General features: G+C 73.0%; 22 protein-coding genes. 14 read left to right on the forward strand and 8 right to left on the reverse strand.

Annotated elements, in window-relative coordinates:
* Window positions 1–173: 173 nt before the first annotated feature.
* The 6 genes from MUY22_RS28290 to MUY22_RS28315 form a co-directional block, all read right to left on the reverse strand.
* Window positions 174–1,025, reverse strand: a complete 852-nt coding sequence (locus tag MUY22_RS28290; protein ID WP_247049488.1) for a dimethylarginine dimethylaminohydrolase family protein — start codon at window positions 1,023–1,025, stop codon at window positions 174–176.
* Between the two features lie 161 nt (window positions 1,026–1,186).
* Complete coding sequence (locus tag MUY22_RS28295; RefSeq protein WP_247049491.1) at window positions 1,187–1,327, reverse strand: hypothetical protein; 141 nt, start codon at window positions 1,325–1,327, stop codon at window positions 1,187–1,189.
* A 196-nt stretch (window positions 1,328–1,523) separates the two neighbouring features.
* Window positions 1,524–2,006 carry a hypothetical protein gene (locus MUY22_RS28300; RefSeq protein WP_247049493.1) on the reverse strand — a complete coding sequence of 161 codons (483 nt, stop codon included), beginning with the start codon at window positions 2,004–2,006 and terminating at the stop codon, window positions 1,524–1,526.
* Window positions 2,007–2,501: 495 nt separating this feature from the next.
* Entirely contained in the window at window positions 2,502–3,830 is a 1,329-nt protein-coding gene (locus MUY22_RS28305; protein WP_247049495.1) for a helix-turn-helix domain-containing protein, read from the reverse strand.
* 204 nt (window positions 3,831–4,034) lie between these two features.
* Window positions 4,035–5,264, reverse strand: coding sequence for an MFS transporter (locus MUY22_RS28310; protein ID WP_247049497.1), 1,230 nt, complete (start codon window positions 5,262–5,264; stop codon window positions 4,035–4,037).
* A 242-nt stretch (window positions 5,265–5,506) separates the two neighbouring features.
* Window positions 5,507–5,791 carry a putative quinol monooxygenase gene (locus MUY22_RS28315; RefSeq protein ID WP_247049498.1) on the reverse strand — a complete coding sequence of 95 codons (285 nt, stop codon included), beginning with the start codon at window positions 5,789–5,791 and terminating at the stop codon, window positions 5,507–5,509.
* Between the two features lie 192 nt (window positions 5,792–5,983).
* Here MUY22_RS28315 and MUY22_RS28320 point away from each other — a divergent pair, with 192 nt between their 5' ends.
* From MUY22_RS28320 to MUY22_RS28380, 13 genes are all read left to right on the forward strand, one after another.
* A complete protein-coding gene (locus tag MUY22_RS28320; protein WP_247049500.1) occupies window positions 5,984–7,366 on the forward strand; it encodes an AlkA N-terminal domain-containing protein in 1,383 nt (460 codons plus the stop codon).
* A 36-nt stretch (window positions 7,367–7,402) separates the two neighbouring features.
* Window positions 7,403–8,233 carry an isocitrate lyase/phosphoenolpyruvate mutase family protein gene (locus tag MUY22_RS28325; protein WP_247049502.1) on the forward strand — a complete coding sequence of 277 codons (831 nt, stop codon included), beginning with the start codon at window positions 7,403–7,405 and terminating at the stop codon, window positions 8,231–8,233.
* A gap of 163 nt (window positions 8,234–8,396) precedes the next feature.
* Window positions 8,397–9,608 (forward strand): acyl-CoA dehydrogenase family protein, encoded by a 1,212-nt coding sequence (locus MUY22_RS28330; RefSeq protein ID WP_247049504.1) that lies wholly within the window; start codon window positions 8,397–8,399, stop codon window positions 9,606–9,608.
* 47 nt (window positions 9,609–9,655) lie between these two features.
* Window positions 9,656–11,326 carry an ABC transporter substrate-binding protein gene (locus MUY22_RS28335; protein WP_247049506.1) on the forward strand — a complete coding sequence of 557 codons (1,671 nt, stop codon included), beginning with the start codon at window positions 9,656–9,658 and terminating at the stop codon, window positions 11,324–11,326.
* Window positions 11,327–11,386: 60 nt separating this feature from the next.
* A complete protein-coding gene (locus MUY22_RS28340) occupies window positions 11,387–12,733 on the forward strand; it encodes a SidA/IucD/PvdA family monooxygenase (RefSeq protein ID WP_247049508.1) in 1,347 nt (448 codons plus the stop codon).
* Window positions 12,730–13,101 (forward strand): cupin domain-containing protein, encoded by a 372-nt coding sequence (locus MUY22_RS28345; protein ID WP_371827493.1) that lies wholly within the window; start codon window positions 12,730–12,732, stop codon window positions 13,099–13,101. The genes MUY22_RS28340 and MUY22_RS28345 overlap by 4 nt, the downstream gene beginning before the upstream one ends.
* A complete protein-coding gene (locus tag MUY22_RS28350) occupies window positions 13,098–14,645 on the forward strand; it encodes a class I tRNA ligase family protein (RefSeq protein WP_247049510.1) in 1,548 nt (515 codons plus the stop codon). Before MUY22_RS28345 ends, MUY22_RS28350 begins: the two co-directional genes overlap by 4 nt.
* Window positions 14,642–15,973 (forward strand): FAD-binding oxidoreductase, encoded by a 1,332-nt coding sequence (locus MUY22_RS28355; RefSeq protein WP_247049512.1) that lies wholly within the window; start codon window positions 14,642–14,644, stop codon window positions 15,971–15,973. Before MUY22_RS28350 ends, MUY22_RS28355 begins: the two co-directional genes overlap by 4 nt.
* Window positions 15,974–16,030: 57 nt before the next feature.
* The gene (locus tag MUY22_RS28360; RefSeq protein ID WP_247049514.1) at window positions 16,031–17,332 is read left to right on the forward strand and encodes an ATP-grasp domain-containing protein; all 1,302 of its coding nucleotides are present in this window, start codon (window positions 16,031–16,033) and stop codon (window positions 17,330–17,332) included.
* Window positions 17,329–17,685: a hypothetical protein gene (locus MUY22_RS28365; RefSeq protein WP_247049516.1), complete on the forward strand. Its 357-nt coding sequence runs from the start codon at window positions 17,329–17,331 to the stop codon at window positions 17,683–17,685. Before MUY22_RS28360 ends, MUY22_RS28365 begins: the two co-directional genes overlap by 4 nt.
* On the forward strand, window positions 17,682–19,037 hold the full coding sequence (locus MUY22_RS28370; protein WP_247049518.1) for an FAD-binding oxidoreductase: 1,356 nt from the start codon (window positions 17,682–17,684) through the stop codon (window positions 19,035–19,037). Before MUY22_RS28365 ends, MUY22_RS28370 begins: the two co-directional genes overlap by 4 nt.
* 51 nt (window positions 19,038–19,088) lie before the next feature.
* Window positions 19,089–19,622, forward strand: a complete 534-nt coding sequence (locus tag MUY22_RS28375; protein ID WP_247049520.1) for a flavin reductase family protein — start codon at window positions 19,089–19,091, stop codon at window positions 19,620–19,622.
* Window positions 19,623–19,687: 65 nt separating this feature from the next.
* Window positions 19,688–20,734 (forward strand): radical SAM protein, encoded by a 1,047-nt coding sequence (locus MUY22_RS28380; protein ID WP_247049521.1) that lies wholly within the window; start codon window positions 19,688–19,690, stop codon window positions 20,732–20,734.
* Window positions 20,735–20,743: 9 nt separating this feature from the next.
* Here MUY22_RS28380 and MUY22_RS28385 read toward each other — a convergent pair whose 3' ends face one another.
* Complete coding sequence (locus tag MUY22_RS28385) at window positions 20,744–23,830, reverse strand: BTAD domain-containing putative transcriptional regulator (RefSeq protein ID WP_247049522.1); 3,087 nt, start codon at window positions 23,828–23,830, stop codon at window positions 20,744–20,746.
* Window positions 23,831–24,088: 258 nt separating this feature from the next.
* On the reverse strand, window positions 24,089–25,225 hold the full coding sequence (locus tag MUY22_RS28390) for an NAD(P)/FAD-dependent oxidoreductase (RefSeq protein WP_247049524.1): 1,137 nt from the start codon (window positions 25,223–25,225) through the stop codon (window positions 24,089–24,091).
* Window positions 25,226–25,608: 383 nt separating this feature from the next.
* Between MUY22_RS28390 and MUY22_RS28395 the strand changes: the two genes are divergently transcribed.
* Entirely contained in the window at window positions 25,609–26,964 is a 1,356-nt protein-coding gene (locus tag MUY22_RS28395) for a sensor histidine kinase (RefSeq protein WP_371827494.1), read from the forward strand.
* Window positions 26,965–26,970: the final 6 nt, after the last annotated feature.

Genomic DNA, 26,970 nt, shown 5'->3' on the forward strand with positions numbered 1-26,970 from the left:
GGCTGGGAACCAAGTCGTCGGTGACCTGGACGAAAATCGACGATGTTCACTGTCCGCGATCAGGAGAGCACGCGGCGCCGTGGCCGGGCAAAGAGTTTCGGTCGAGTTTCGGGGCACCCGCGCGAGCGGCGACGGCGTGCCTGGCGAGCGCGAGGCTCGCCAGGCACGGGGCGTCAGGCCGGGTTGTCCAGCGTCAGGGCCGTGCAGCGGATGCCGCCGCCGCCCTTGCGCAGCTCGGTGGTGTCCAGCTGCACCACCGTCAGGCCCAGGGACCGCAGGTCCGCGGCCAGGCGGGGCGCGCCGCTGGTCATGGTCACCGTGCGGCCGTCGCTGATCAGGTTCAGCGCGAACGCCGCCGCCTCGTCCGGGGCCACCTCGATCAGGTCCATGCCGAGCCCGCGCAGCGTGCGCAGGCTCGGCGCGTCCAGCGCCTGCGGGTTGTACGCCAGCACGCGGCCGGGGTGGATCACCGCGACCGCCAGGTCCAGGTCGTACCACTGCGGGCTCGTCGTCCGGAGGGCCACGACCTCGTAGCCGAGGTGCCGCGACAGCGTGTCGAGCGCGCGGAAGTCCGTGCGCTGGCCGTGGGCGCTGAGCAGCAGGTCGCCGCAGGCCAGCGCGTCACCCTGGCCGCTGAACGCGTACGGCGTCTCCGCGACGTCGAAGCCGTTTTCCTCCAGCCAGGCCCGGTGGTGCGGCGTTTCCGCGGCCCGCTCCGGCGGGAGCGTGGCCAGCACCGCGCGGTCGCCGCGGACGACCGCCGCGTTGGCCGTGTAAGTCATGTCGGGGCAGCCGGGGTCGGCGTCGACGAACTCCACCTTGCGGCCGGCGGCCAGGTGCGCGGCGACGATGCGGTCGTGCTCGGCGACCGCGGCCGCGACGTCGGGCTGGACGCCGACGTGCATATACGGGTTGATCTCGTAGTCGATCCGGAAGTAGTCCGCGGCGCACATCAGCAACCTGCGGTGGGAGACCGGGGCTTCCTCGGTGGTGGCCGGGGAGACACGCGGGACGGTGCTGGTCATGGTCACTCGTTTCGTCGGGCGGGCGGTACGGGCTGGCGGGGCGCCCTCGAGTGGGGGCGCCCGGCCGGATCGGTGCTGTACCGCGGGTTCGCCGCGTCCGGACGTACGACGGTGGACGTCCGAAGGCGGCCGGTGGGGCCCGGCGAATCGAGCGGCCCGGGTCAGCCCAGGCCGCGGAGGCGGAACAGCTCGATCGTCATGAGGTGCTGCGCCCGCGCCGCGTCGAGGCGCTGGGCGATCGTCGTGGCCGAGGTCGCCGGCCGCATCGCCGAGGACACCGCGCGCACCAGTTTGGTGATCATCACATCTCCATTCGATTCTTTCCCCGGCCGGGTTTCCGATCTCCGGCCCGGGGTCATCAGAGTGCCCGGGAGCGTGGCCGGAGGTCTGGCCAGATCCGGACAGCTTCGCCGCTTCGGCGGCGACAATGGGTGAAAGCACGTGGAGGTTCCCGATCTTGGTCGATTAACCGCGCCGGGCGCGGGAACGGCAGGGGAATCAGCGGTTGGCGTTCAGGAACCCGATCACGACGGCGCCCCACCAGCACAGCTGCGAGACCGCCGTGGTGAGGCCGCCGCGCACGAGCAGGCGCCGGGGAACGGGTCCGGCCACGACGGCCATCCGCTTGCCCAGCTCCATGACCTGGACGCCGTTGACGGTGAGCACGGCCACCAGCGCCAGTTTCACCACCGTGGCGGCCGCGTGCAGGTTCGGCTCGAGCAGCGCGCCGCTGCCGACCAGGCCCGTCAACCCGGCCCACACCAGCAGGTGCAGCCGGGAGGTGCTGCGGACGGCTTCGGCGAACGTCGAGCGGCCGAGCACCCACAACGCGAAGAAGTAGTCGGCCACCAGCACCGCGCCGAGACCCAGGACGAGGGAGGCGAGGTGGGCGAACAACGCGATGGTGTGCCACGCCGCGTTCGGGTGCGCCACCGAGGAAACCCAGATCGCGGCGACGAGCAGCATGATCGAAGCAGCCATCGCGAGATAGGGCCTGTAGTGTCGGAAATCGGTCGGCCGCACCACCCTGGGCGGCAGCTCTTCCGCCGGCGCGAGACGCGGGCGGATCGGGGTGCCGGCCGGGCGGTGGCGCTCGGCGGCCCGGCCGGCCCCGTCGGGCTCCGGAATCCTTACGGGGATGCCGTTGTCGAGCATGTCCTGTCCTTCCGGAAAACGGCCGGCGAGGCCGTGAAGGGGGCGGGGGCCGGATACGAGGTCCTGCCGGCGTCGGCGTGCGGAACGCACGCCGGTTCCCTGCTGATTACAGGCCATGGCGGACTTGGCTGGGAGCGTTGTCCGGAAAGGACAATCAATCGGCTCTTCCCGAGGACGCGCGGGAGGGGACAAAGTGGTACAGGTACGGCGAATGCCGACGTGAGGGTGCGATTGACCGCACCCGGATGGCCGCCCCGGAATCGAGGGGAAATGGTGCGTCACGGGACGGCGGGCGACGTTGCCGGGCCGTCCGGTGGCGCGTCAGGCGGACACGGGCCCCGCCATGGCCCGGTATTCGTGGCCGTGCTGCTGCTCGATCGTGCTGAGCACGAAGGCGCGCATGGGCTGCGGCAGCCCACGGCCGTCGAGGTACGGGTCGGCGTGGGAGAGCAGACCGGCGTCGGCGATTTCCTCGGCCAGCTCGTCTTCGCCCGGAGGCAGGGACCCCGGCGTGCCGGCCGGGGTCCGGGCGAGCTGGTGCAGCAATTCCCGTGCGGGCGGGCTGAGCGTGCGGTAGGCGGACTCGAGGGAGTACCGCATGGACAGGTCCCCGACACTCAGCCAGTCGACGGTGTTGTCGTTCAGGCGCCACTCTTCGACGACGCGGCGCAGGGTCAGGTGCGGCCGCGAGGCGATCTTGCGGATGGCCAGGTCGAGCGCGAGCGGCAGGTCCCCGCACAGCTCGGCCAGCCGTGCGCAGTCCTGCCCGGCGGTGACGGCGAGGTGCGGCAGCGCGGCGGTGATCATCGCGATCGAGTCGCCGCGCGACAACGGGGTCAGCTGCAACCGGTCGACGTCGCGCAGGCCCAGCAGCCGCTTGCGGCTGACCAGCAGCGTGGTGCTCGTGGTGGTCTCGGCGAGCAGCGGGCGCACCTGCTGCTCGTCCTGCACGTTGTCCAGCAGCACCAGGAGCCGGCGATCGGCCAGGAGCGTGCGGTAGACGCCGGCGCGGTGGTCGAAGCTGCCGGAGAGGTCCTCGACGCCGAGGGCCCGCAGGAAGCCGTCGAGGACGTCACCGGCCTCCGGTGCGGCCGGTGCGCCGGCCAGGCCGTGGCGCAGGCCGCCGAGGTCGGCGTAGAGCTGCCCGTCGGGCAGGTCCGCCGCGGCCGAATGGGCGTAGTACAGCGCGAGGTCGCTCTTGCCGACCCCGGCCGGGCCGCTGATCACCATGGGCGTGTCCCCGGGTGAGCGCAGCCACGCCAGCTCGGTCGTGCGGCCGGTGAACCCCCGCGGCCGCTGGGGTAGTTGAGCCGGGTGCGACGGAACCCCGCCGCGCCGCTGGAACAGTGCCGGTCTTCTGGTGCGCCCCCCGATCGAGGGCTGCGTATAGCCACCGGTGGCGACGTGCCAGTGCCGCCGCCACGCCTCGTCGTCGCCGCCGCACGCGGCGACGAACGCGAGGGTCACCTGCAGCGACGGCATCCTGTTGCCGCTCGCCGCGCTCGAGAGCACGGACGACGAGAACATCGCCGACCGGGCCATTTCCCGGTATGTCGGATTTCCGGCCCGTGCTCGCAGTTCGCGCAATTCCCGAGCGAACTGGGTGGCGACGCCGCCGGACGTGTTGACGGGCTTTTCCGGTCTGCCCATGTGAATCCCCTTCCCCTTACTCACTCAGCGTCGCTGACGGCGGCTGGTATCTCTTCCGCTGCATGGCGGTGTCGTTGGCCCGTTCGTGTAATGTGTGTCTGATTTTCCGGTGAATTCCGGTGATTTTTTACATCCATCGCGTGAATTGTGCGAACGCTCGACGGCCGCCCGCGCGGTGCGGGCGGCCGGGGCGCTGCTGTGTGGTCAGGCTACGGCGACGCGTGCGCGGGGAGCGGTCATGCCGAGCAGGGCGCACAGCGCCGCCACCAGGCCGAGCGCGCCGCACAGCCACCAGACCCCGTTGCCCAGCGCGACCCACGTGGCGACGCCGAACAGCGGACCGAGCGCCATCCCGAGGCCGAAAGTCGCTTGGTGGGCACTGATGTAGCGCGCCTTGACGGCCGACGGGAAGGACGAGGGGTAGGCGAACATGGTCGGGCCGTTGATCATGATGCCGAAGACGAACACCACCGTACACACGATCAGCGCGACGGCCGAGCCGCCGCTGATGCCGAAGCCGGCGACCCCGAGTCCCATCAGCGCGGTGCCGGCGGTGGCGGCGACGCGCCCCGGCCAGCGCGTGACGAACGACGTGATCTTCAGCTCGCACAGGATGAGCACGGCCGACGCGGTCACGAGCACGACGCTGTAGAGCCACGTCGGGTGGCCTTCGGAGTTGATCTTGAGCGGCAGCGCGACGGTGTACTGGACGTAGACGATCGAGCCGATCAGCACCGACGCCAGGAAGAACCAGAAACGCCCGTCCCGCAGCAAAGTCGCGTAGGCCGCCCGGGTGCCGGTATCGGCCCGCTCCGACGGTGCCTCGCGCTCGACGCGGTGGTCGGGCAGCAGCCGGATCGCCAGGAACGCGTAGAGCACCGCGGTGGCCGAGTCGAACCACAGCAGCAGGTTCCAGTCCAGCAGGATCAGCCCGGCGGCGATCAGCGGGCTGAGCGACGCGCCGAGGTTGAGGGCGGTGCGCATCATCGAGAAGCCCATCACCCGATCGTCTGCGGGCATCAGCTCGCTCAGCAGGACCGCCGCCGCGGGCCGGTAGCTCTGGGTCGCGAGGCCGGCCAGCAGCAGCGCGACGAGCAGTGCCACGAACATCCCGGGACTGGCGAACAGGGGCACGACGGCGAGGACCACGGCCGAACCGAGCATCGCGGCGAAGATGGTGGCGCGCGGGCCGATGCGGTGCACCAGCTCCCCGCCGGCCAGCCCGCCGAGGACCGAACCGATGCTGTACGCGGCGATGGCGAGGCCGGCCTGGCCCGCGGAGAAGCCGCGGAAAACCAGGTACAGCACCATGAACGTCTGGACGAACGCGCCGAGCTGGTTGACGAGCACGCCGCCGAGCAGGTACCGCACCGGCGTCGGAGTCCGGCGCAGGACGGCCAGCACGCCGGTGGGTTTGTCGGTGATCGGGGTCACGGTGGAGCCTCCTGGTGGCTTGCGAACGGGTGCGCCGCACCGGAATCGGCCTCGGGCCGAGGAGCGGCGTACACATTCCAGCCGCCGGGCGAGTTGACCGGCAGAGTTGTCTCCTCCGGAAAATCAACTCGGGGGCGATCCGCGGTGCGGGGAATTCGGAGCGTGACCTGTCGGTCGCGCAATTCACCACACAAGCGTCCGGCCGGACGCAGCGATTGCTGCATCCGGCCGGTGCGGGAAAATCAGAGCCCGACGATCTGCTCGTGATCGATTTCGACGAATTCCAGGATGAGGTCGGCGAACTGGCCGGCGATCAGCTTCTGGTAGGCGGCCGACCCGGTGTGGGCGTCGTAGGCGGCCTGGTCGGCGAAGTGTTCGACGAACAGCAGGTAGTCCGGCTTGGCGGGGTCGCGGTAGACGCGGAATGACAGGGTGCCGTCCTCCTGCCCGGGACCCAGCGGCGCGAACTCGTGCACGAGCTTCTCCGCTTCGTCCTGCTTGCCCGGCTTGAGGGGGATGGGGAACACCTTCGCCAGCATCGGAGTGCCTCTCTCTAGTGCGGTGCGCGTCCGGCGCGCCGCCGTTGAGGAAGACTCTGCCGGGCGCGAGCGGCCGAGTCTGGTCAGATCCGGACACGATCTCCGCGGCCCGGATACGCCCCCGTGCGGCATGTCCGGATGTGGCTAGCTTCGCGCCCGCGCATCCCCTACACCTGTGTCATGACGACTTTTTCGGCCGTGGTCACCACCGGCATCTACTGCCGCCCGGGCTGCGGCGCGAAGCCGCTCGCGGAGAACGTGAAGACGTTCGAGCTGGCGGCCGAGGCCGAGGCCGCGGGGTTCCGCGCGTGCCTGCGCTGCCGCCCGTACCGGGTGGCGGGCCCGGTCGGCGCCGAGGCGCCTGAGCTCGTCTGCCGTGCGGTCCAGCTGATCATCGCCGGCGCGCTGGACACCGGGACGGAAGCGGCTCTCGGCGAGCGTCTGGCGGTGTCCCCGCGGCACCTGCGCCGGCTCTTCCACGACCACCTCGGCGTGACGCCCGACCAGCTCGCCCGCTCCCGGCGGGCGCACTTCGCCCGCCGCCTGCTCGACGACTCCGACCTGACGGTCGCCGACGTGGCCTTCGCCTCCGGGTTCGGCAGCCTCCGCCAGTTCAACCGCGACATGAAGCTGGTCTTCCGCGCGTCCCCGGTCGAGCTGCGCAACCGGCGCCGGCGCGCCGACCGGCTCGCCGCGGACGGCGGCCTGGCCATGCGGCTGCCGTTCGCGCCGCCCCTGCACTGGGAGGCGCTGAGCACGTTCCTCGGCGAGCGCGCGGTCCCGGGCGTCGAGTCGGTGCTCGACGGCGTCTACCGGCGCACGATCAGCATCGACGGCGAGGCGGGCGTCGTCGAGGTGCGCCGCGGCGGTGACGACCACCTGCTGCTGATCGCGCACATGCCGTTCTGGGAGGGCATCATCCACGTCGTCGACCGCGTCGGGCGGATGTTCGGCGTCGACGCCGACACCGCCCCGGCCGAGGCCGCGCTGCGCGACGACCCGGTGCTGGCCCCGCTGCTGCGCGCGCGTCCCGGCCTGCGCGTCCCCGGGGCCTGGGGGTTCTTCGAGATCGGGGTGGAGGCGGTGCTGAGCCAACGCAGCGCGCGGCCGCTGGTCCGGCGGCAGCTGGCCGCGCTGGTCGAGGCGGCCGGCACCGCGGTCCCCGGCCTGGAGGACGGGCTGACCCACCTCTTCCCCTCGGCCGAGACGCTCGCGCACGCGGACCTGGCGGGCGTGCTGCCCGCGGCCACCGCCAAGACGGTGCGCGGGTTCGCCGCCGCGGTCGCCGCCGACGAGACCCTGCTGGACGGCGGCACGAGCCTGGCCGACTTCACCGCCGCGCTGACGGCCGTGCCGGGGGTGGGGGAGTGCGCCGCCCACCAGATCGCGCTGCGGCTGGGCTACGCCGACGCCTTCCCCGCCGCCGACCGGACGCTCTGCACCACGCTGCTGGCGAACGACATCCTCGACGACAGCGAGGGCCTGGCGAAGGCCTGGCACCCGTGGCGCGCGTTCGCCGCGACCCACCTGATCGCCGCCGGCGTCCCCACGCTGGCGGCCTGACCCACCGAAGTAACCGAAGGAACGAGGAGAATGTCCATGGACAGCGTCCAGCGAGGGCTCGCCGAAACACTGCGTGCCCTGCACCACGACCGCACGCTGGTGCTGCCGAACGCCTGGGACGCCGCCAGCGCGGCCCTCATCGCGCAGGCAGGGGCCCCGGCGATCGCCACCACCAGCGGCGGGGTCGCCTGGTCGGCTGGCCGGCCGGACGGGCACGGCCTGACGCGCGCCGAGATGGCCGCCCTGGTCGCCCGGATCGTGCAGGTCGTCGACGTCCCGGTGACGGCCGACATCGAAGGCGGCTACGGCCCGTCCGACGACGACGTCGCCGCGACCGTGCGCGCGATCGTCGAGGCCGGCGCCGTCGGGATCAACCTGGAGGACTCGACCGCACCCGGCGGGCCGCTGTTCGACGTCCCCGCCCAGGTCGGCCGGGTCCGCGCGGCCCGCGACGCGGCGACCGCGGCCGGGCTGCCCGAGCTGTGGATCAACATCCGCACCGACGTCTACCTCTTCGGCATCGGCGAGGCCGAGGGACGCCTCGACGACGTCCTGACCCGGGCGGGCGCCTACGCCGCGGCCGGCGCCGACAGCCTGTTCGTGCCGGGCCTGATCGACCTGGAGACCCTCGGCCTCCTGGTCAAGGAGAGCCCGCTGCCGGTCAACGTGATGGTGTGGCCGGGCGCCCCGAGCGTCGCGGAGCTGGAAGCCGTCGGCGTCCGCCGGATCAGCGTCGGCACCGCGATCGCCCAGGCGGCCTACGCCGTCGCCCGCAACGCCGCGGTCGAGCTGCTCGGGCACGGCACCTACAGCGCGCTCGAGGGCGGGCTCGACTTCGGCGCCGTGAACAGCGCCGTCACCGGCTGAGCTCGGCCCGCCGTCGTTACCCACTCGTCTACCTCAAATCACACGGTATTGATTTTCCTTGGTGGCCAATGGTTTCCATCAATTAAACGGAAGCCTTGAATCACTTCCAACGCGGCCGGACCGAGTCCGCGACCTGCAGTTGGAGCCCCGAGGAAGTGATGAGATGACCGTTGTCGAGCCGCTGTCCGTGCCCGAAGGTGACGTCAGGCCGCCCGATACCGCCGCGGAGGTCCTCGCCCGTGCCCAGGCACTGGCGCCGGTGCTCCGGGAGCGCGCCGAGGAGATCGAGCGGGCCCGGCGGCTGCCCGCCGACGTCGTGGAACTGCTGCGTGCCACCGGCGTCTTCCGGATGGGGTTCGCCAAGGACCGTGGCGGTCCTGAGCTTACCTCGGCCGAGCAGACCGCGGTGATCGAGGCCATCGCCTACGGTGACGCCGGCGCCGGGTGGTGCGCGATGATCGGGTCCGACACCGGTCTCTACGCGTCCTTCCTCGACCGCGCCGTCGCCGACGAGATGTTCCCCAGCCCGGACATGGCGACCGCGGGCCTGCTGTTCCCCAACGGCCGCGCGGAGATCGTCCCCGGCGGCTACCGCCTCACCGGCCGCTGGCAGTTCGGCAGCGGCGTCACCCACGCCGACTGGGTCGTCTCGGGTGCCTTCCTCTACCGCGACGGCGCCCCCGAGCCCGGCGCCGACGGGGCCCCGCACGACTCGATCCTGCTCATGGTGCCGAAGGCGCAGGTCGAGGTGATCGACACCTGGCACACCACCGGTCTCGCGGGCAGCGGCAGCTGCGACTACACGATCACCGACGTGTTCGTGCCCGCCGAGCACACGCTGGTCTTCTCGGACGTCCGCAGCGGGACGGGCCCGCTGGCCCAGCCCGAGGTGCACATGCGGAACATGCCGGGCGTCGCGCTCGGTGTCGCCCGCGCCGCGCTGGACCACGCCCGTGACCTCTCCGTCGCCGCCGGCCGCGCGGAGGACTACCGCACGCAGGTCACCCTGGCCGACTGCGAAGCCGACTTCAACGCCACTCGCGAAGGCGTCTACGGCGCCCTTCGCCGGCAGCACGAAGTCCTGTCCGCGGGCGGCACCCTGGACGACCTCACGCCGTCCGAGCGCGCCGCGCTCCCGCTGTCGCGGCGGCACGCGTTCCGCACCGCCCGCTCGATCGTCACCCGGCTCTACGACCTGGTGCAGACGAGTGCGATCTACCGGCCCTCGCCGCTGGACCGCTGGCTGCGCGACACCACCACGATGTGCCAGCACATCGTGGCGCAGGACCGGATCCTGCAGACCGCCGGCGCCCACCTGCTCGGTGGCCGGCCCGCGTTCCCGCTGGCCCTCGGGATCACCTCCAGCCGGCGCTGACCCACCCCGAACCACCCCGATCCGCCCTCCACCTAAGGAAGAAACCGATGCGCAAGCTCAAGGTCGCCGTGTGCGCGGCCGCCGCACTGGCTGTCACGCTCTCCGCGTGCAGCACCCCGGGCGGCACGACCGCCGCCAGCACCCCCGACGGGGCCGCCGCCCCCGCGGCCGCCGCCGCGAACATCGACCGCGACGCGGTCGTCAGCTACAGCGAGACCGAGCCGGCCAACCCGCTCGTGCCCGGCAACACCACCGAGGTCGGCGGGATCAGCGTGCTGGGCACGCTGTTCCGCGGCCTCATCGAGTACGACGCCAAGACGGCCGCCCCGCACAACGCCGTGGCCGACTCGATCAGCACCACCGACTCGAAGACCTGGACGATCAAGCTCAAGTCGGGCTGGACGTTCCACGACGGCACCCCCGTCACCGCGAAGAGCTTCGTCGACGCGTGGAACTACACCGCCTATTCGCCGAACCTGATGGCGGGCGCCAGCTACTTCTCCCACGTCCAGGGCTTCGCGCAGGTCAACAACGCCACCGCGGACGGCAAGCAGCCGGCCGCCCTGCCGGCGAGCAAGGAGCTCTCGGGCCTGAAGCTGGTCGACGACAGCACGTTCACCGTCGCCCTCGACGCGCCGTTCTCGGAGTTCGGCGTCCAGCTCGGCTACGCGGCGTTCTTCCCGCTGCCCGCGAGCTTCTTCGCCGACCGCAAGGGTTTCGAAGCCCACCCGATCGGTGACGGGCCGTTCGCGTTCGAGTCGTACACGCCCGGCAAGGACCTCGTCGTCAAGCGGTTCGACGGCTTCGCCGGCACGCAGAAGGTGAACATCGGCGGCATCGACTTCCGCTTCTACACCGACCTCGACAAGGCCTACGCCGACGTCCTGGCCAACAAGCTCGACTTCCTCTCGTTCACGCCGTGGACCTCCACCCAGGGCGGCAAGATCAAGAAGGACCTGCCCGACAACCGGCGCAAGACCTACACCTACCTCGGCTACCAGGCCATCGCGTTCCCGCTGTTCGACAAGCGCTACGACAGCCCGCAGTTCCGCCAGGCGATCTCCATGGCCATCGACCGGAAGGCCCTGATCCAGCAGGTCTTCAACGGCGGCCGCACCCCGGCCGACGGCCTGGTCGCCCCGAACGTCCAGGGCCACCTCGACAACCAGTGCGGCGAGCTGTGCACCTACGAGCCGCAGAAGGCCAAGCAGCTGTTCGACGCGTCCGGGTTCCAGGGTGACATCGAGCTGACGTCCAACATCGACTCCGGCAACCAGGAGTGGATGGAGGTCATCTGCAAGCAGATCCAGGCTTCGCTGGGCCGCACCTGCAAGTTCACCCCGCAGACCACCCTCGGCGACTTCCGCTCGAAGCTGAACGACCGCAGCGTCACCGGCATCTACCGCTCGGCGTGGGTCGCGGACTACCCGTCGATCGAGAACTTCCTCAACCCGCTGTTCCGCACCGGTGCCGCCTCGAACGTCGGCCAGTACTCGAACCCGAAGGTCGACGAGCTGCTCAAGGAAGCCGACGCCGCGCCGTCGCAGCAGCAGGGCCAGGCGCTGTACCAGCAGGCCGAAAAGCTGGTCCTGCAGGACATGCCGACCATCCCGATCTGGTGGCAGTCCGGCACCGCGGCCTGGTCGTCGCGCCTCCACGACGTCCAGCCCACCCAGTTCCGCGAGCTCGACCTCTTCAGCGTGACCGTCAGCAAGTAGTCCCCGTGCGGCGCGCCGGGACCCGGCGCGCCGCACCCCGAGATGGAAAGCAGGCACGTTATGACCGTCCACGAGGTGGATGTCCTGATGATCGGGGCCGGCCCGGCGAACCTCGCGCTGGCCGTGGCCATCGAGGAGTGCGGCCGGTCCGATCTGGCCGGCGGCGCCATGATCCTGGAGCAGCACGAGGACGTGAAGTGGCAGCGCAACCTGATGCTGCCGTGGGCCCGCAGCCAGGTGTCCTACGTGAAGGACCTGGTCACCCTGCGCAACCCGCGCAGCCGGTTCTCGTTCCTCAACTTCATGCACGAGCGCGGTGAGCTCGACGAGTTCGTCAACCTCGGCACCTTCAACCCGTTCCGCTGGCAGGTCTCGGCGTATCTGCAGTGGGTCGCCGACTCGCTCGAGCGCGTCCGGGTGCGCTACAACGCCCGCGCCGAGCGGATCCTGCCGATCCACTCCGAGTCGGGCGCGGTGCTCGGCTTCACCGTCCCGCTGTCCGACGGCGACACGGTCCTCTGCCGCGACCTGATCGTCGGCGGCGGCCGCGACGCCCACGTCCCGGAGGTCTTCCGCGGGCTGCCGGCCGAGCGCGTGGTGCACAGCACCGAGTACAGCACCCGCGTCGCCGCCACGGCGGGGCTGGCCCGCCCGGGCAAGGCGCTGCGGCCGGTCGTGGTCGGCGGGGCGCAGAGCGCGGCCGAGATGTTCATGGCCCTGCACGAGCACGCGAAGGGCTCGTCCCCGACGATGCTGGTCCGCGCGATCGGCCTCAAGGACTACCAGACCAGCAAGTTCGTCAACGAGCTGTTCTTCCCGTCCTTCGTGGACGAGTTCTTCACCATGACCGACGAGGCGCGGGCGCGGGTGCTGGAGGAGATGCACCTGACCAACTACGCCGGCCTCGCGGCGCCGTTCCTCGAAGAGCTGTACACGATGATCTACCGGCAGAAGATGCAGGGCCTGCCGGTCTCCACGATCCGCGCGCTCAGCGAGGTCGTCGGGGCCCGCGCGGCGGAGATCGAGGGCGGCGGCGAAGAGGTCGTGCTCGACGTCCGCGACCTCAAGCACGGCGGCATCGAGCAGATCCGCTGCGACGCGGTGTTCCTGGGCACCGGCTTCGACTCGCGGATGCCCGCGATGGTCCGCGGCCTGGCCGACTCGATCGGCCTGGACACCGTCTCCGTCAACCGGCAGTACCGCGCCGAGCTCGGCCGGGAGGCCCACGGCGCGCTGTACCTGCAGGGCGTCAACGAGGCCACGCACGGCATCTCCGACTCGCTGATCAGCGTGCTCGCCCAGCGCTCGGCCGACATCGTCCGGGACATCGTCGACCGCCGCGAAACGGGCACGGGTCCCGACGGTGGCCGTCGCACCTCCGGCGAGTCCGTGGTGGTGGCGGCATGATCGACGTCCGCCGGCTCGACCGCGAGCACCTGGAGCGCGCGTACGGGCTCGACTCGCAGCGGCTGCTGCCCTGGCCGGAGCTCAACGCGCCGTTCGAAGGCGCCTGGTGCGTCCTGCGCCCCGGCACCACCTCCACCCCGCACGCCCACCACGAGTACGAGATCTTCATCGCCGTCCACGGCGCGGCCACCCTGGTCGTCGACGGCGAGCCGCACCCGTTCACCGCCGGCGACATCGTCCGGCTGCCGCCCGGCTCGACCCACTGCGTCACCAACGAGGGCGACGCGGACTTCGAGTACTACGGCGTCTGGTGGGACGCCGAGATGACGGCCCAGTTCGCGGCCCGCCACGAAGCGAGCGTGTCATGACCACGCGGACCGTGGTCATCTCCCCGGCGCCGACGGCGAACGGGGACCTGCACCTCGGCCACATCGCCGGCCCGTTCCTGGCCGCGGACGTGCACACCCGCTACGCCCGGGCCCAGGGCCGGGAAGTCCTGCTGGGCACCGGTTTCCAGGACACCTCGACGTTCGTCGTGACGACCGCGCACCACCGCGGCGTCACCCCGGCGGAGCTGGTGGCCACCTCGGCCGCGCAGATCGAGGCCAGCCTGGCCGCGCTGGGCATCGGCGTCGACGGCTACACCGGCGACGACGACCGGTTCACCAAGTGGGTCGTCGACTTCGTCGGCCGGCTCCACTCGGCGGGCAAGCTGGAACTGCGCACGATGAAGTTCCCGTACTCCGAGCGGACCGGCGAGTTCCTGCTGGACGGCTTCGCGGCCGGCGGCTGCCCGGAGTGCCTCGCCGAAAGCTGCGCGGGGCTCTGCGAGAGCTGCGGGGCCCTGGTGGCGGCGGGGGAGCTCCTCGGCGTCCGGTCCACTTTGGACCCCGAGGACCCCGTGGTGCTGCGCGAGGCCGACGTTCTCGTGCTGCCGGTCGAGCGCTACCGCGAACAGCTGCGGGCGCACTTCGCGGCGAACGCCGCCGGGATGCGGCCGCACATGGCGCAGGCGATGGCGCAGATGCTGTCGCGGCCGCTGCCGGACTTCCCGGTGACCTACCCGATCTCCTGGGGCATCAAGGTGCCCTTCCCGGAGGTCGCGGGGCAGGTCGTCAACCCCAACGCCGAGCCGATGGCGTGGAGCATGCACTGCTCGGCGCTCGCGGCCGAGCAGCGGGGCGTCGCGGCCGGCACCGAGGACGCGCTGTGGCTCGCCGGGGCCGGTTCGGAGATCGTGTACTTCCTCGGGTTCGACAACATCTACCCGTTCGCGATCGCCGGCCCGGCGATGCTGCTGGCCTTCGACGGCCAGTACGACCTGCCGACGCGCTACCTCACCAACGAGTTCTACGAGCTGGACCACCGGAAGTTCTCCACCAGCCGCGGGCACGTGGTGTGGAGCCGGGAGCTGGCCGCCGAGGTGCCGCGGGACCTGATCCGGTTCCACCTGGCCGCGACCAGCCCCGAGCACCAGCGCACCAGCTTCAGCCGGGACGCGCTCGCGCGGGTCACCGGCACCCGGCTGGTCGAACCGTGGAACCGCGTCGCCGACAAGGTGAACCGGTGGGTCGGGCTCGGCCCGCTGGCGGTGTCGGAACGCTCGCGCCGCGGCGCGGCCCGGATGGCCGAGCGCTTCGCGGCGTCGTACGAGCTGGCCGGGTTCAGCCTGAACCGGGCGGCGGAGACGATCACCGACCAGCTGGCCCGGCTCGACCGCCGGGAGGTGACCGGCGCCGACGCCGGTGACTTCTGCTTCGAGGTCGACCGGCTGCTGCGCGCCGCCGCGCCGATCCTGATCGACCTGGCGGCGGCGGTCCTCGGCGAGGACGCCGGGGCGGCCCCGGCCGACGTGGACTCGTTCACGCCGGCCGCCCTGCCCCGCCTGCGCCCGGCGGAGGCCGGGCGATGAGCGCCGGCACCCGGCAGGGTGGGCTGAGCAGCGCGGTCGTCCTGGGCGAGAGCCCGGCGGCGACCGGCGGTGGCCGGGACGGCGGCACGGCGGTGCTGCTGGGCGGGAGCCCGGCGGCGACCGGTGTGGTGCCGGACGTCGCGGAGGTCGTCCGGCCCGGTGCGGGCCGGACGGCGAGCTCCGCCGGCCGGCCCGGCGTGGCCGCGGCCACGCCGGGCGGCGACTGGGCGTGGACCGGTGGCTCCCGGCGCGGCGGCCTGCGGGTCGTGGTGGTCGGCGGCGGCATCTCCGGGCTGCTCACCGCGATCCGGTGCGTCCTGGACGGGCACCGCGTGGTGCTGCTCGAGCGCGGCCCGGTGCCGCACCCGGGCGCCACGTCGTTCGACCAGCACCGGGCGCTGCGGGCCCTCGTCGTCGGCGACACGGCCGCCACGCGCCAGGCGGCGGAGCTGCACCGCCACTGGCGCGAGCTGGACGCGCTGCTGTGCGACCACCTGCCGGGTGCCGGCCTCTACCGGCGGGTCGGGGTCCTCCAGGCCCTGCCCCCCGGGCAGGTGCCCGCGGCGGTCGCCACGGCGTCGGCCGCGGGCGTGCCGATCCGGATCGTGCACCCGTCGGCGTACCCGCTCGTCGGGTTCCCGCGGGGCAGCGGCGCGGTGCTCGAACCGCACGCCGGGACGCTGCTGGCCGACCGGATGCTGCACGCGGCGGCGCGCTGGCTGCGCCACCACCCCGACGCCGAGCTGCGGCCCGGCCGGGAAGCCGTCGGCATCGACCCGGACCGCGCCCGCGTCCGGCTCGCCGACGGCACCACGGTGACCGGTGACGTCGTGCTCGTCGCCGCCGGCCCGTGGACCGGGGCGCTGGTCGACCGGCCGGTGGCGTTGCACCGCCAGACGATGGTGTACCTGCGCCCGCCCGCCGCGCTCGCCCACGCGTGGGCGGCGACGCCCACGGTGGGCGGGATCGGCACCGACGGGCGGGCGTGGCTGCTGCCCTCGGTGGCGGGCACCCTGCTCAAGGTGAGCACCGACGCCGTGCGGCGCGAGGTGACCACCCTGTCCGGGCCCGACGACGACGCGGGCTGGGCCGCGCGGGTGCTCGCCGCCGGCGTCGTGTCCGATGTGGACGGATACGACGTGGTGCGGGTCAAGCACTGCCACTACGCCACGGCCGCCGACGGCAACACCGGCTTCGTCCGGGTCGGGCCCGCGGTGTGGGCCCGACCGGCCAGCGGCGGTGACGGCTTCCGCACGGCACCGCTGGCCGCGGACGCCGTCGTCGCGCAGCTGGCCGGCCGGGCCACCGCCGTCGGCACGCTCGCCTGAACGCCGTCGTCTCAACCCCCTTCCCCTGCACACCTTCCGACCGGAGGAACGTCTTCCATGACCTCGACCGCCCCGGGTGCGCTGCTCGTCATCGGCAGCGGGCTCAAGCTCTACCGCGAATACCTCGTCCGCAGCGTGTCCGACCGGGCCCGTGAAAACGGGCTGCGACTGGTGCTGATCAACAACCTCAACCCGACCTGGCAGCACGAGTACTTCGACGACATCACCGTCGTCAACGTCTTCGACCACGCGCTGCTCGCCGAAACCGCCCGCAAGCTGGCGGCCGAGTACACGATCACCGGCGTGCTGTGCTGGGACGAGCCGCTGGTGATGCCCGCGGCCGAGCTGGCGGCCGAGTTCGGCGTGCCGGGCCTGAGCATCCCCGGTGTGCACGGCTGCCGCGACAAGCACAGCTGCCGCGTCCGGCTCACCGCCGCCGGCCTGCCGCAGCCCGGCTTCCACCTGGCCGCCGACCTCGACGACGCCCGCGCGGCGGTCGCCCGCATCGGCTTCCCGGTGGTCGTCAAGCCGCGGGCGCTCGGCGCCAGCATGGGCGTCTCCCTCGCCCGGGACGACGCCGAGTTCGACGCCGCCTACCGCGTCGCCCACGAGGCCAGCCTCGTCGGCGACGAGCCCTACCGCGGCGGCGCGATCATCGAGGGCTACGCCGACGGCCCGGAGATCAGCATCGACGGCGCCGTCCACAAGGGCGAGTACCTGCCGATGTTCATCGCCCGCAAGAGCACCGGCATGCCGCCGTTCTTCGAGGAGACCGGCCACGTCGTCGACTCCGCCGACCCGCTGCTGAAGGACGAGGAACTGCTGGGCGTGCTGGCCAAGGCCCACCACGTGCTCGGCATCGAGAACGGGATCACCCACACCGAGGTCCGCCTGACCCGCTCCGGCCCGGTGATCATCGAGGTCAACGGCCGGCTCGGCGGCGACCTCATCCCGTTCCTCGGCAAGACCGCGACCGGCATCGACCCGGGCAGCGTGCTGTTCGACGTCGCCACCGGGCAGCGCCCGGACGTCTCGCACAGCCGCGAGGGCGTCGCCGGCATCCGGTTCGGCTACCCGGACCACGACTGCGTCCTGCACTCGATCTCCGTCCCGACGGAGGCGCCCGGGCTGGTCACCGCGTCCCCGATGGCGGAGCCGGGCACCACGCTGCGGCTGCCGCCGGGCGGCTACATCGCCCGGCACTCGTTCGTCGTGTGCCAGGCACCCGACCGCGACACGTGCGAGCAGCGGCTCGCGCACGCGGCCTCGCTCGTCGAGGTGAGTTCCGAGGACATCGAGCCCCCGCCCGTCGGCACCACGCTGGCGATGCCGGCCGGACTCCTGGACGTGGACGAATGAGCGTCGACTACCACGGCCGCCGGTTCCGCGCGCTGGGCGGCGGCGACGGCACGTACGCCGAGTACCACCAGCACGGCGACCTGGTCTGGGCCACGTTCGAGGGCGGCCACGTCCGGCGCGGCACCGTCACCGGCGTCTGCGGCCCGACCGGCGTGCTGCGGCTGGCCTACACGATGGTCCTGGTGACCGGCGAGGTGATCGCCGGCAACAGCGTCAACACCCCGCAGTGGCACGGCGGCCACCTGGTGCTGCGGGAAGTCTGGGAACGCCACGGGGACAACGCCGCCAAGGGCGTGTCCTACCTCGAGGAGGTCCTCGCGGCCGAGCTCGAGCTCGCGGGAGCGGCGCGATGACCGCGTGGGACACCCTGCGCGGCCTGGTGGACGGCGAACTCCGGCTCCCCGGCGACCGCGGCTTCGGTGAAGCCACGGCGCCGGTGAACCGGCGGTTCGCCGCCACCCGCCCCGCGGCGGTGCTCTCGGCCGCCCACGCGGGCGACGTCGCCCGCGCGATCGAGTGGGCCCGGGCGGAGTCGGTTCCGCTGGTGGCCCGCGGCGGCGGCCACAGCTACGCCGGCTTCTCCGCGAACACCGGGCTGGTGCTCGACCTGCGGCGGCTGTCCGGGATCCGCGTCGACCGCGGCACCGGGCGGGTCACCGTCGGCGGCGGGACGCAGATGAAGGCGCTCTACGCCGGGTTGCGGCCGTGGGACCTGACCTTCCCGCTCGGCAACTCCGACACCGTCGGCATCGGCGGCCTGACCCTCGGCGGCGGCGTCACGACGATCTCCCGCGCGCACGGCACCACCTGCGACGCGCTGGTCTCGACCGACGTCGTCCTCGCCGACGGCACGGTCGTCACGGCTTCGGCGACCGAGAACCCGGACCTGTTCTGGGCCTGCCGCGGCGGCGGGGGCGGCAACTTCGGCGTCAACACGAGCTTCACGTTCCAGGCGCGCCCGGCCCCGGCCGGCTCGACCTGCCTGCTGCTCTGGTCGTGGCCGCACGCGGTCGAGGTGCTGGCCACGATGCAGGAGATCATGCTGGCCGCGCCCGAAGCGTTCTCGGCGCGGATCGGCATCGCCCGCTCGCCGGGCGGCGACGGCGTCGTGTCCGTGGTGGGTCACCACCTCGGTCCGGCGGCGGAACTGCGTGAGCTGCTGGCGCCGGTCTTCGCCGTCGCGGCCCCCGACCGCGCCGATATCGAGGACCGGGACTTCTGGGAAGCCGCGACGTACCTGCACCACGCCAGCGAGGGCGGGGCGTTCGCGGCCCGGACCCGCTGCACGCCGCACGCGATCGGCGACGACGGCGTCGAGGCGCTCGTCCGGGCCGTCGACAAGTGGCCGGGCAGCGGCAACCCCGACGGCGCGGGCGCCGCGCTGTTCGCCTGGGGCGGCGCGATCGGCCGCGTCCCGGTGGGGGACACCGCGTTCCCGCACCGGGACACCCGGTTCCTGCTCAGCCTCGACACGTCGTGGGCCGAGGACGACGCGCCGGGCGTCGTCCAGGCGAACCTGGACTGGCTCCACGCCCTGCACGCCGAGGCCGGGGAGTTCGCGCCGGACGCGTCCTACGTCAACTTCACCGATCCGGACCTCGAGGACTGGCGCGGCGCCTACTACGGGCCGAACGCCGCCCGGCTCGCCGAGGTCAAGCAGCGGTACGACCCCGACCGGTTCTTCCGGTCCCCGCAAGGAGTCTGACCACCGGCCGGCCCGCTCCGGCGGGCCGGCCCGAACCCCGGGAGCAGCCGAATGTCCCCCGACCTGCGTGGCGTGATGCGCACCTTCGCCACCGGCGTGTGCGTCGCCACCACCTACCGCGACACCCCCGGCGGCCGTCGCCACGACGCCGTCACCGTCAACTCACTGGGCTCGATCTCCCTCGACCCGCCGTTGATCTCCCTCTCCTTCCGCAAGGAGTCGGTGTTCCTCGCCGACCTGCTCGACACCGGCCGCTGGGTCGTGTCGATCCTGCCCGCGAGCGCGCGGGAGCTGGCCGGGCGCCTCGCCGGCCCGCGGTCCGCGCGGGTCTCCGAAATTGCGGTTCTCGAAGCGACTCCGGGGGAGCGGACCGGGGCGCTCGTGCTCGACGGCGCGAGCTGGCTGGAGTGCGCGCTGCGGCAGCCGATCGACCTCGGCGACCACACGCTCGTCGTCGGGGAAGTCCTGGCCACCGGCCACGACCGGCAGGCGCCCGCGCTCGTCTTCGTGCACGGCACCTACCACTCCGTCACCGATCCGCGGCAGGTCTCCGGGCCGGGCCAGTGGGGTGAGGCGGTGGGGTGAGGCGCCCTGGCCCGGCTCGGCGCGGTCGGGCATGCTGAGCGCCCGGCAAGAGGAGAACTGAGACGGTGAACGAAGATTCGATGCGCTGGAACGGCCAGCGCACCGACCGCGTCGACGCGGGGACGCTGCCGGGCCTGGCCCGGCTGACCGGGTTCGTGCGCAGCGTCCGGACCCCGGAGTTCCGGGGCGTGACGTTCCACGAGGTGCTCGCGAAGAGCGCGTTGAACCACGTGCCGGCGGACGCGCGCATGCTGCCGGGCGAGTACACGATGAACCCGTACCGCGGCTGCACGCACGCGTGCCAGTACTGCTTCGCGCGTCCCACGCACACGCGGCTCGGGCTGGACGTCGCCGGTGACTTCGACAACGAGATCATCGTCAAGACGAACATCGTCGAGGTGCTGCGGGGCGAGCTGGCCCGCAAGCGGAAACTCCCGCCACGCGTGGCTTTCGGCACCAACACCGACGTCTACCAGCGCGCCGAGGGCCGCTACGCGCTGATGCCCGGGATCATCGACGCGCTGACGGGCCACCGCGTCCCGTTCTCGATCCTGACCAAGGGCACGATGATCCGCCGCGACCTGGACCTCCTGGCCAAGGCGAGCCGCGCGACGACGGTGCACCTGGGCGTCTCGCTGTCGATCCTGGACGAGCAGCTGCAGCAGTCGGTGGAGTTCGGCACGGCGACCACGACGGCGCGCCTGGCGACGGTCCGCGCCATCCGCGACGCGGGCCTCGAGTGCGCGGTGTTCCTGTCGCCGATCCTCCCGCACCTCACGGATTCGCCCGCGCAGCTGGAAGAACTGGTGTCCGCGGTGGCCGAAGCGGGCGCGACGAGCGTGCTGTACCACCCGCTCTACCTGTCGTCCGCGGTGAAGGAAGTCTTCTTCACCTGGCTGCGCGGCGCGCACCCGGAACTGGTCTCGGAGTACACGCGGTTGTACTCGGCCGGTTCGGAGACGTCCTACCGGCACGAGATCGGGGCCCGGATCCGCCCGCTGATCGCGAAGTACGGCTTCCCGGACCCGGACGAGACGATCGAGGACAAGTTCGCCCTCAACGGCCGCCGGGGCCAACCGGAGGAGGAACCCGCACAGCAGTCCCTCTTCTGAGGACCAGGCTCAGGCGAGCAAATCGTCCATCAACGCCCGGATGCGGCCGTACAACGCGGTCCCCGTGAGCCCACCGACGTCGGCCAGCAACCGTTCACGGCTTTCCCGGTCGCCCAACGCCGTCGCGAGGCGTTCGCCACGGCCTTGCGGGGCGAACTGGCTGGCGTTCGCGCCCACCCGCGTCCCCAAGGCCCACAGCTCGCGGGCGCTCGCGGCGTCACCCCGGAAGTCCGTGAATGCCACATTCACGGACACTACGTCCCTCGATGTGGCATTCACGGACTTGCGCAGTGTCGTCGTGGCGGCCAGCTCGGCGCCGCCCATCGCCCAGGCGCCCAGCAGCGGGCGGTCGTGGGCGGTCAGGACTTCGGCGCGCACGGCACGCAGCGTGTCGGCGGCCCGGGCGCCGGCGCCGAGCCACACGTGGAGGACGGCGACCGCGATCCGGAAGACGGCCGGCGGGCCGGCCCGCAGCAGCGCGTCCGCGTGGGACGTCGCCTCGTCGGGCCGGCCGCGGCGCCAGGCCAGCTGGGCCAGGCCGAGCCGCGCCTGGTGGACGTCGAGGCCGGCCGAACCGGCGGTCTCCCGCAGCCGGTGCTCGGCCTCGGCGTCGCCGGCCAGCGCCAGCTGCGTGTCGAGCAGCACCCGCGTCGACCGGGCGTCCTGGGCCGCGCCGACCAGCGCCAGGTGCCGCTCGCTGCGCCGCAGCCACTCGTCGGACCCGGTCGTGTGGCCGGCGGCGTGAGCGGCCATCCCCATGCCCCAGTGGTCGCCGATCGCCTCGAACCGGCGGTAGGCCAGCTCGGCGTCACCGGACCGCCGGGTGCCGGCGTCCTCGACCAGGACGGCCCGGATGAAGTGGCCCATCCCCTGGACGTACGGGTCCGGGTGCGCGACGAGGATCGCGGCGTCGGCCAGGCTCTTGTCGGGGACCGCCTGCTCCAGGCCCGGCATCGCCGCCGCCAGCGCGGCCGTGCGGGGTGAGACGTCGCCGGGGCGCTCCGCGAACAGCGTGCGCAGCGCGCGGCGGGCCAGCACGGTGAGGCGGACGGGCCCGGTGTTGCCCGCGTTGACGCCGATCAGCACGCACAGCCACGCGAGCCGGTCGGCGTGCGGCAGCGGACGCGCACTGGCCCGGCCGCGCGTGATCGCCGACCGCGCCCGCGCGGCGGGGTCGTCGAGGTGCAGCAGCCTGCGTGCCCACGCGCCGGCCTCGAGGTGCCGGCCACGCACCGTCCACAGCTGGAACAGGGCCGTGGCGACGTCGACCGCGGCCGGTTCGTCGTCGTGGTCGCACGCCCACCGCAGGGCGGCGACGAAGTTGTCCTGGTCGGCCGCGCAGGCGTCCAGGGCCTCGATCTGGGCGGGACCGATGAAGCCGGGCCCCAGCGACACGGCCCGCCGAACGGCCCAGCCGACCAGGTCGGCCATGGCTTCCGCGCGTCCGGCCGCGTCGAGGCGGGCCTCGCCGTGTTCGCGGACCGTCTCCAGCATCCGGTAGCGGTCGTCCTCCAGCCGCAGCAGCGACTGCTCGACCAGGATCGCCAGCCCCCGGCGGACGCCGGGGCCCGCGACGGCCTCGGCGAGGTCCGCGGTGAACGGCGCCGGGATGACGGCCAGCCGTTCCAGCAGCTCCCGTTCGCCGGGCTCGAGCAGCTCACGGCTCCAGCCGACCAGCGCCCCCAGGCCGGCGTGGCGTTCGGGCAGCCCGCGCACGGCGTCGTCGAGCAGCGCGAACCGGTCGCCGAGCCCGGTCAGGACGTCGTCGAGCGGCATGGACCGCAGCCGGGCGGCGGCCAGTTCGAGCGCCAGGGGCAGGTTGTCGAGCCGGTGCGCGAGGGCCAGCGCCCGGTCCCGCGGCCAGGCCGGCGTCGCGCCGCCGGCCCGCACGCGGGCTTCGAGCAGGGCAAGCGCTTCGTCGTCGGGCAGCGCCGGAAGCCGGTGGACGACCTCGCCGAGCAGGCCCAGCGGCGCCCGGCTGGTGGCGAGCACGCCGAACCCGGGCGGCGCCACGGCCAGCAGCTCGGCCACGACGTGCGCGGCGGCGTCGAGGACGTGCTCGCAGTTGTCGAGCACGAGCAGCCCGTCGAGCCCGGCGCCGAGGGCCCGCAGCCGCTCGCCGGGCCCGAGCGGACGGCGGTCCGGAGCGAGGGTGTCCGGGCCGCCCAGTACCGCGAGCACGGCGGGCAGCACCTCGGCGGGCGAGCGCAGGCCGGCCAGCTCGACCACCCGCACGGGCTCGGCGGAACGGGCGATCTCGGCGGCCAGCCGGGTCTTCCCGGCCCCGCCGGTGGCGACGACGGTCACCACCGGCGCCACCAGCAGCGCCTGTCTGACGGCGGCGAGATCCGGCTCGCGCCCGATCAGCGGCGTCATCGCCCGTCGCCAGGCGGCCGGCAGCCCGCCGGCCCGGTGCGGCCGCGCCGTCAGCTGCCCGCGCAGCAGAGCCAGGTGCGCGTCGGCGAGCACCGGGGACGGATCGGCGCCGTACCGCTCGACGAGCTCGCCGCGCACCCGCTCGACCACGTCGAAGGCTTCGGCATCGCGGCCCTGGGCCGCGAGAACCCGCACGAGCAGCGCGGCGGCCGGCTCGTCGGGCGGGACGCGGGTGGCCAGCCGCCGCAGGTCGGCCTCGTCGACCGGCCCGCCGCCGGCCAGGGCGGCTTCCGCCCGCAGCGTCACGACGTCGCCGAAGAGCCGGTCGCCGATCGGCTCCGGGACCTCGGGGAACAACGCCCGCGCCTCGTCGGCGCAGTCCCGCGCGCTTTCGGCGTCACCCTCGGCCAGCGCCTGCCGGCCACGATCGGCGAGCGCGCGGACGGCGACGGCGTCGAGCTGCACCTCGTCGGCCGGGATCCGGTACCCGCCGGGCCCGGTCCGCACCGGCACGCCGAGCCGCCGCACCCGGCCGACCAGGGCCTGCACCGCACCGGTGGCGTCCTCGGGAGGCGTGCCTTGCCAGACCGCATCGACCAGCGCGGTAGTGGAAACGGTGCGGCCCCGGGCATCGAGCAGCTCCCGGATCACGGCGGCCAGCCGATCACCCCGCACCGGCCGGCCGTCCACCGCCAGAGGGCCGAGAGTCGTGATCCGCACACCACCATCATCACCCATTCGCCGCGCCCGGGCCCGAGCCGCGGGTTCGCCGGGTCTCCCCGCGCCGCGGTGGCTGTCCGCTGTCGCGTGGCCGAGTGTGGTGATCCGCGCCTCCGCGCCTCCGCGTCGCGGGCGGGCGGGTGCCAGGCGCTTCGGCTCGGGCCGCGGGTTCGCCGAATCCGCGTTGCCGGTCGGCGGAAGCCGTTGACCTCGCCGACCCGGCGCAGCACCCACCCGCCGCGCGCGCCCTCCGGGTGGCTACTCGGCGAACCTCTCCGCCAGGTTGATCAGGTTCAGGGCCGCGTTGTCGCCCAGCAGGATCGCGTTGTCCGCCACGCCCTGGGCCGCCGATGCGGCGCTGCGCGGGAACAGTGCCTCCTCGTACTCGGCCAGCGCGGCCTCGATGTCGCCGGGGTGGGCGGCGATGGCCGCGCCCAGTTCGGCGCCGTCCTGGAGGGCCAGGTTGGCGCCTTCGCCGTTCGGGGGCTGCAGGTGGGCGGCGTCGCCGAGCAGTGTCACGCCCGGTACCCGGTCCCAGCGGTGCTCGACCGGCAGCGTGTAGTGGCGGCGGTAGACCGGGGCGGTGTCGCTTTCGGTGATCACCGCGGCCAGTTTCGGGGCCCAGCCGTCGACTTCCCGCGCGATGCGCGCGGTCGCCGCCGCGGGATCGGCGAAGTCTATTTCGCCGAACCAGTCCAGCGACCTGGCGAGCCACAGGTAAGCGTGCAGGTTCCCGTCGCTTTCCCGGTGCACGAGGAAAACCTTCCCGCTCGCGCTCTTGTCGAACACCATCAACGCCCCGTCGCCGACGGCTTTCGAGACCCCCGGGTGCCGGTTGTCGGCGTCGAACAGGAAAGTCTCGATCGACGCGTTCCCGGCGTATTCGGGCGTGACGTCGGTGAGCAGCGGCCGGACCCGCGACCACGCGCCGTCCGCGCCGACGAGCAGGTCCGTCACGTCGGTGGTGCCGTCGGCGAAGGTGAGTTCGTGACGGCCTTCGCCGAGGGCGCGCACGCCGTCGACCCGGTGGCCCCACCGGACGGTGCCCGCCGGGAGCGAATCGAGCAGCAGCTGCCGCAACGCGGCGCGCTGCGCTTCGGGACTGCCGCCGGTGCCGTCGTCGGCCTTGTCGTACAGCACGGTCCCGTCCGTCTCGACGACCCGCATCGCTTCGCGGCCCGGCAGGACGATGGCGCGGAATTCGTCGATCAGGCCGGCCGCCCGGAGAGCGCGCTGTCCGTTGTGGTCGTGGATGTCGAGCATCCCGCCTTGGGCGCGGGCCGTCGGTGACGCTTCCGCTTCGTGGACCGTGGCCGGGATCCCGTGCCGGGACAGGACCCGGGCCAGGATGAGGCCGCCGAGTCCGGCGCCGACGATCGTGACGGGAGTGCGCATGGGGTGCTCCTTCGGTGACGGTGGTGCGAATTGCCACCGAGCGTGCGCGGTCCCACCGACACGGCCCCGACACGACGCCGACACGCCTTTCCCGGAGAAGTCGCCGATACGCATTGGCTGCCACGAGCCTTGCGGATCCGGCGGAATTCGAGTAAGGGCCGGGGATCGCCCGGAAAAATCGGGACCCGCGCTGCCCGGCCCGCGACGGCGGCGTTAGTGTCGCCGCCGTTGTAGGCGCACCGAAACCGACCCGTGATCTCGGTCGGCAAACCGAGTACTGTTCGGGCACCAATCGGACTCGAGGAAGTGGAGCGATGTCGGAACGACCGCCCGCACAGCATCGGGAAGAACGCGAGTCAGTCGGCCGGGCCGTAATCGGGGTAGTGGTCACCGCGGTCGTCGTGGCGGCGATCTGGACGTGGATATCCCTGTCGGTTTCCGGTGGTCAGGGGATTGTCATCGCCATCGCGGGCGGGCTGACCGGGATCGTCGCGTGCGTCGCGGTGTTCTTCGCGCTGCGCCGCACCGATCAGGTCGCGCACGCGGCGGGGCAGACGCGGACCGCGCTCGACGAGGCCCAGCAGGCCCGCGAGTTCGTCCGGTACAGCGACGGTGAACTGGCCCGGCTGCTGGAGCAGACGGTGCCCGACGCGGTCCGGCGGCTGCGTGGCGGCGCGCCCGCGGACAGCGTGCTCGCCGAGGTCCCGCGCCCGGCCGACGAACTCCACCAGCGCGTCCTGCGGCTGGTGGTCGACGAGATCGCCGTCGGGGAACGCCGGCGCGCGGCCGCGACCGCCGCCTGCGCGAACGCCGCGGGCCGGCTGCAGGCGCTGGCGACCAGCACCCTCGGGGACCTGCGGGAGATGGAGAACCGGTCGTCCGACGCGATGCTCGGCGACCTCCTGAAAGTGGACCACAGCACGGCGCAGGCGGGCCGGCTGGCCGACAGCATCGCCGTGCTCACCGGCGCGCGCTCGGGCCGCCGCTGGACGAAACCGATCCGGATGGAGAGCATCCTGCGCGGCGCACTCGGCCGCATCGGCGCTTATCAGCGGGTCCGGGTGCATTCCGCGAGCGGGGTGGCCGTCGTCGGTTACGCCGCGGAAGACGTCATGCACGCGCTCGCCGAACTCATGGACAACGCGACGAAGTTCTCGGCGCCGTCCGAAGAAGTGCACGTTTATGTGGAAGATCTGCACAACGGCGCGGTCATCACCATCGAGGACGGCGGCCTCGGGATGAAGGCGCAGGCCCTCGTCCGCGCCGAGCGCGCGGTGTCGCTCGACCAGCCGCTCGACCTGACCTCGATGTCGGGCACGCGCCTCGGCCTGGCGGTCGTGGGCTGCCTGGCCCGCAAGCACCAGCTGCACGTCTTCTTCCGGCCGTCTTCGCGTGGGGGGATCGGTGTTGTCATGCGCATTCCGACGCAGCTGATCACGCAGCCCCGGCCGGAAACGGTGCCGGAGGCCGACGATTCCGCCGCCGTCGCGTGGCCCGGGCCCGCCGACGACACGAGCCACGAGATCACCGGCGACCTGGCCGAGCCGTCCGAGCTGCCGCGGCGCTCGCGCGGGCAGACGCTGACCGCCGCGTCGCGCCGGCCGCCGTCGCCCACGCCGAGCACCGCCCGGGCCGAGCGGGACACCGGTTCCCGGTTCGGGGCCTTCCAGCAGCGGCGCAGCGGCAGTGCCGCGCCGTCGCGCCACGCCGCCCCGGCGGACACCGGCGAAGACGCGTGACCCGTC

The organism is Amycolatopsis sp. WQ 127309, from assembly GCF_023023025.1.
Lineage (GTDB): Bacteria > Actinomycetota > Actinomycetes > Mycobacteriales > Pseudonocardiaceae > Amycolatopsis.

Coding starts and splice junctions, on each gene's coding strand:
- MUY22_RS28290 (WP_247049488.1), bottom strand. CDS start 1,025: ATGACCAGCACCGTCCCGCGTGTCTCCCCGGCCACCACCGAGGAAGCC.
- MUY22_RS28295 (WP_247049491.1), bottom strand. CDS start 1,327: ATGATCACCAAACTGGTGCGCGCGGTGTCCTCGGCGATGCGGCCGGCG.
- MUY22_RS28300 (WP_247049493.1), bottom strand. CDS start 2,006: ATGGCTGCTTCGATCATGCTGCTCGTCGCCGCGATCTGGGTTTCCTCG.
- MUY22_RS28305 (WP_247049495.1), bottom strand. CDS start 3,830: ATGGGCAGACCGGAAAAGCCCGTCAACACGTCCGGCGGCGTCGCCACC.
- MUY22_RS28320 (WP_247049500.1), top strand. CDS start 5,984: ATGACGACTTTTTCGGCCGTGGTCACCACCGGCATCTACTGCCGCCCG.
- MUY22_RS28325 (WP_247049502.1), top strand. CDS start 7,403: ATGGACAGCGTCCAGCGAGGGCTCGCCGAAACACTGCGTGCCCTGCAC.
- MUY22_RS28330 (WP_247049504.1), top strand. CDS start 8,397: ATGACCGTTGTCGAGCCGCTGTCCGTGCCCGAAGGTGACGTCAGGCCG.
- MUY22_RS28335 (WP_247049506.1), top strand. CDS start 9,656: ATGCGCAAGCTCAAGGTCGCCGTGTGCGCGGCCGCCGCACTGGCTGTC.
- MUY22_RS28340 (WP_247049508.1), top strand. CDS start 11,387: ATGACCGTCCACGAGGTGGATGTCCTGATGATCGGGGCCGGCCCGGCG.
- MUY22_RS28345 (WP_371827493.1), top strand. CDS start 12,730: ATGATCGACGTCCGCCGGCTCGACCGCGAGCACCTGGAGCGCGCGTAC.
- MUY22_RS28350 (WP_247049510.1), top strand. CDS start 13,098: ATGACCACGCGGACCGTGGTCATCTCCCCGGCGCCGACGGCGAACGGG.
- MUY22_RS28355 (WP_247049512.1), top strand. CDS start 14,642: ATGAGCGCCGGCACCCGGCAGGGTGGGCTGAGCAGCGCGGTCGTCCTG.
- MUY22_RS28360 (WP_247049514.1), top strand. CDS start 16,031: ATGACCTCGACCGCCCCGGGTGCGCTGCTCGTCATCGGCAGCGGGCTC.
- MUY22_RS28365 (WP_247049516.1), top strand. CDS start 17,329: ATGAGCGTCGACTACCACGGCCGCCGGTTCCGCGCGCTGGGCGGCGGC.
- MUY22_RS28370 (WP_247049518.1), top strand. CDS start 17,682: ATGACCGCGTGGGACACCCTGCGCGGCCTGGTGGACGGCGAACTCCGG.
- MUY22_RS28375 (WP_247049520.1), top strand. CDS start 19,089: ATGTCCCCCGACCTGCGTGGCGTGATGCGCACCTTCGCCACCGGCGTG.
- MUY22_RS28390 (WP_247049524.1), bottom strand. CDS start 25,225: ATGCGCACTCCCGTCACGATCGTCGGCGCCGGACTCGGCGGCCTCATC.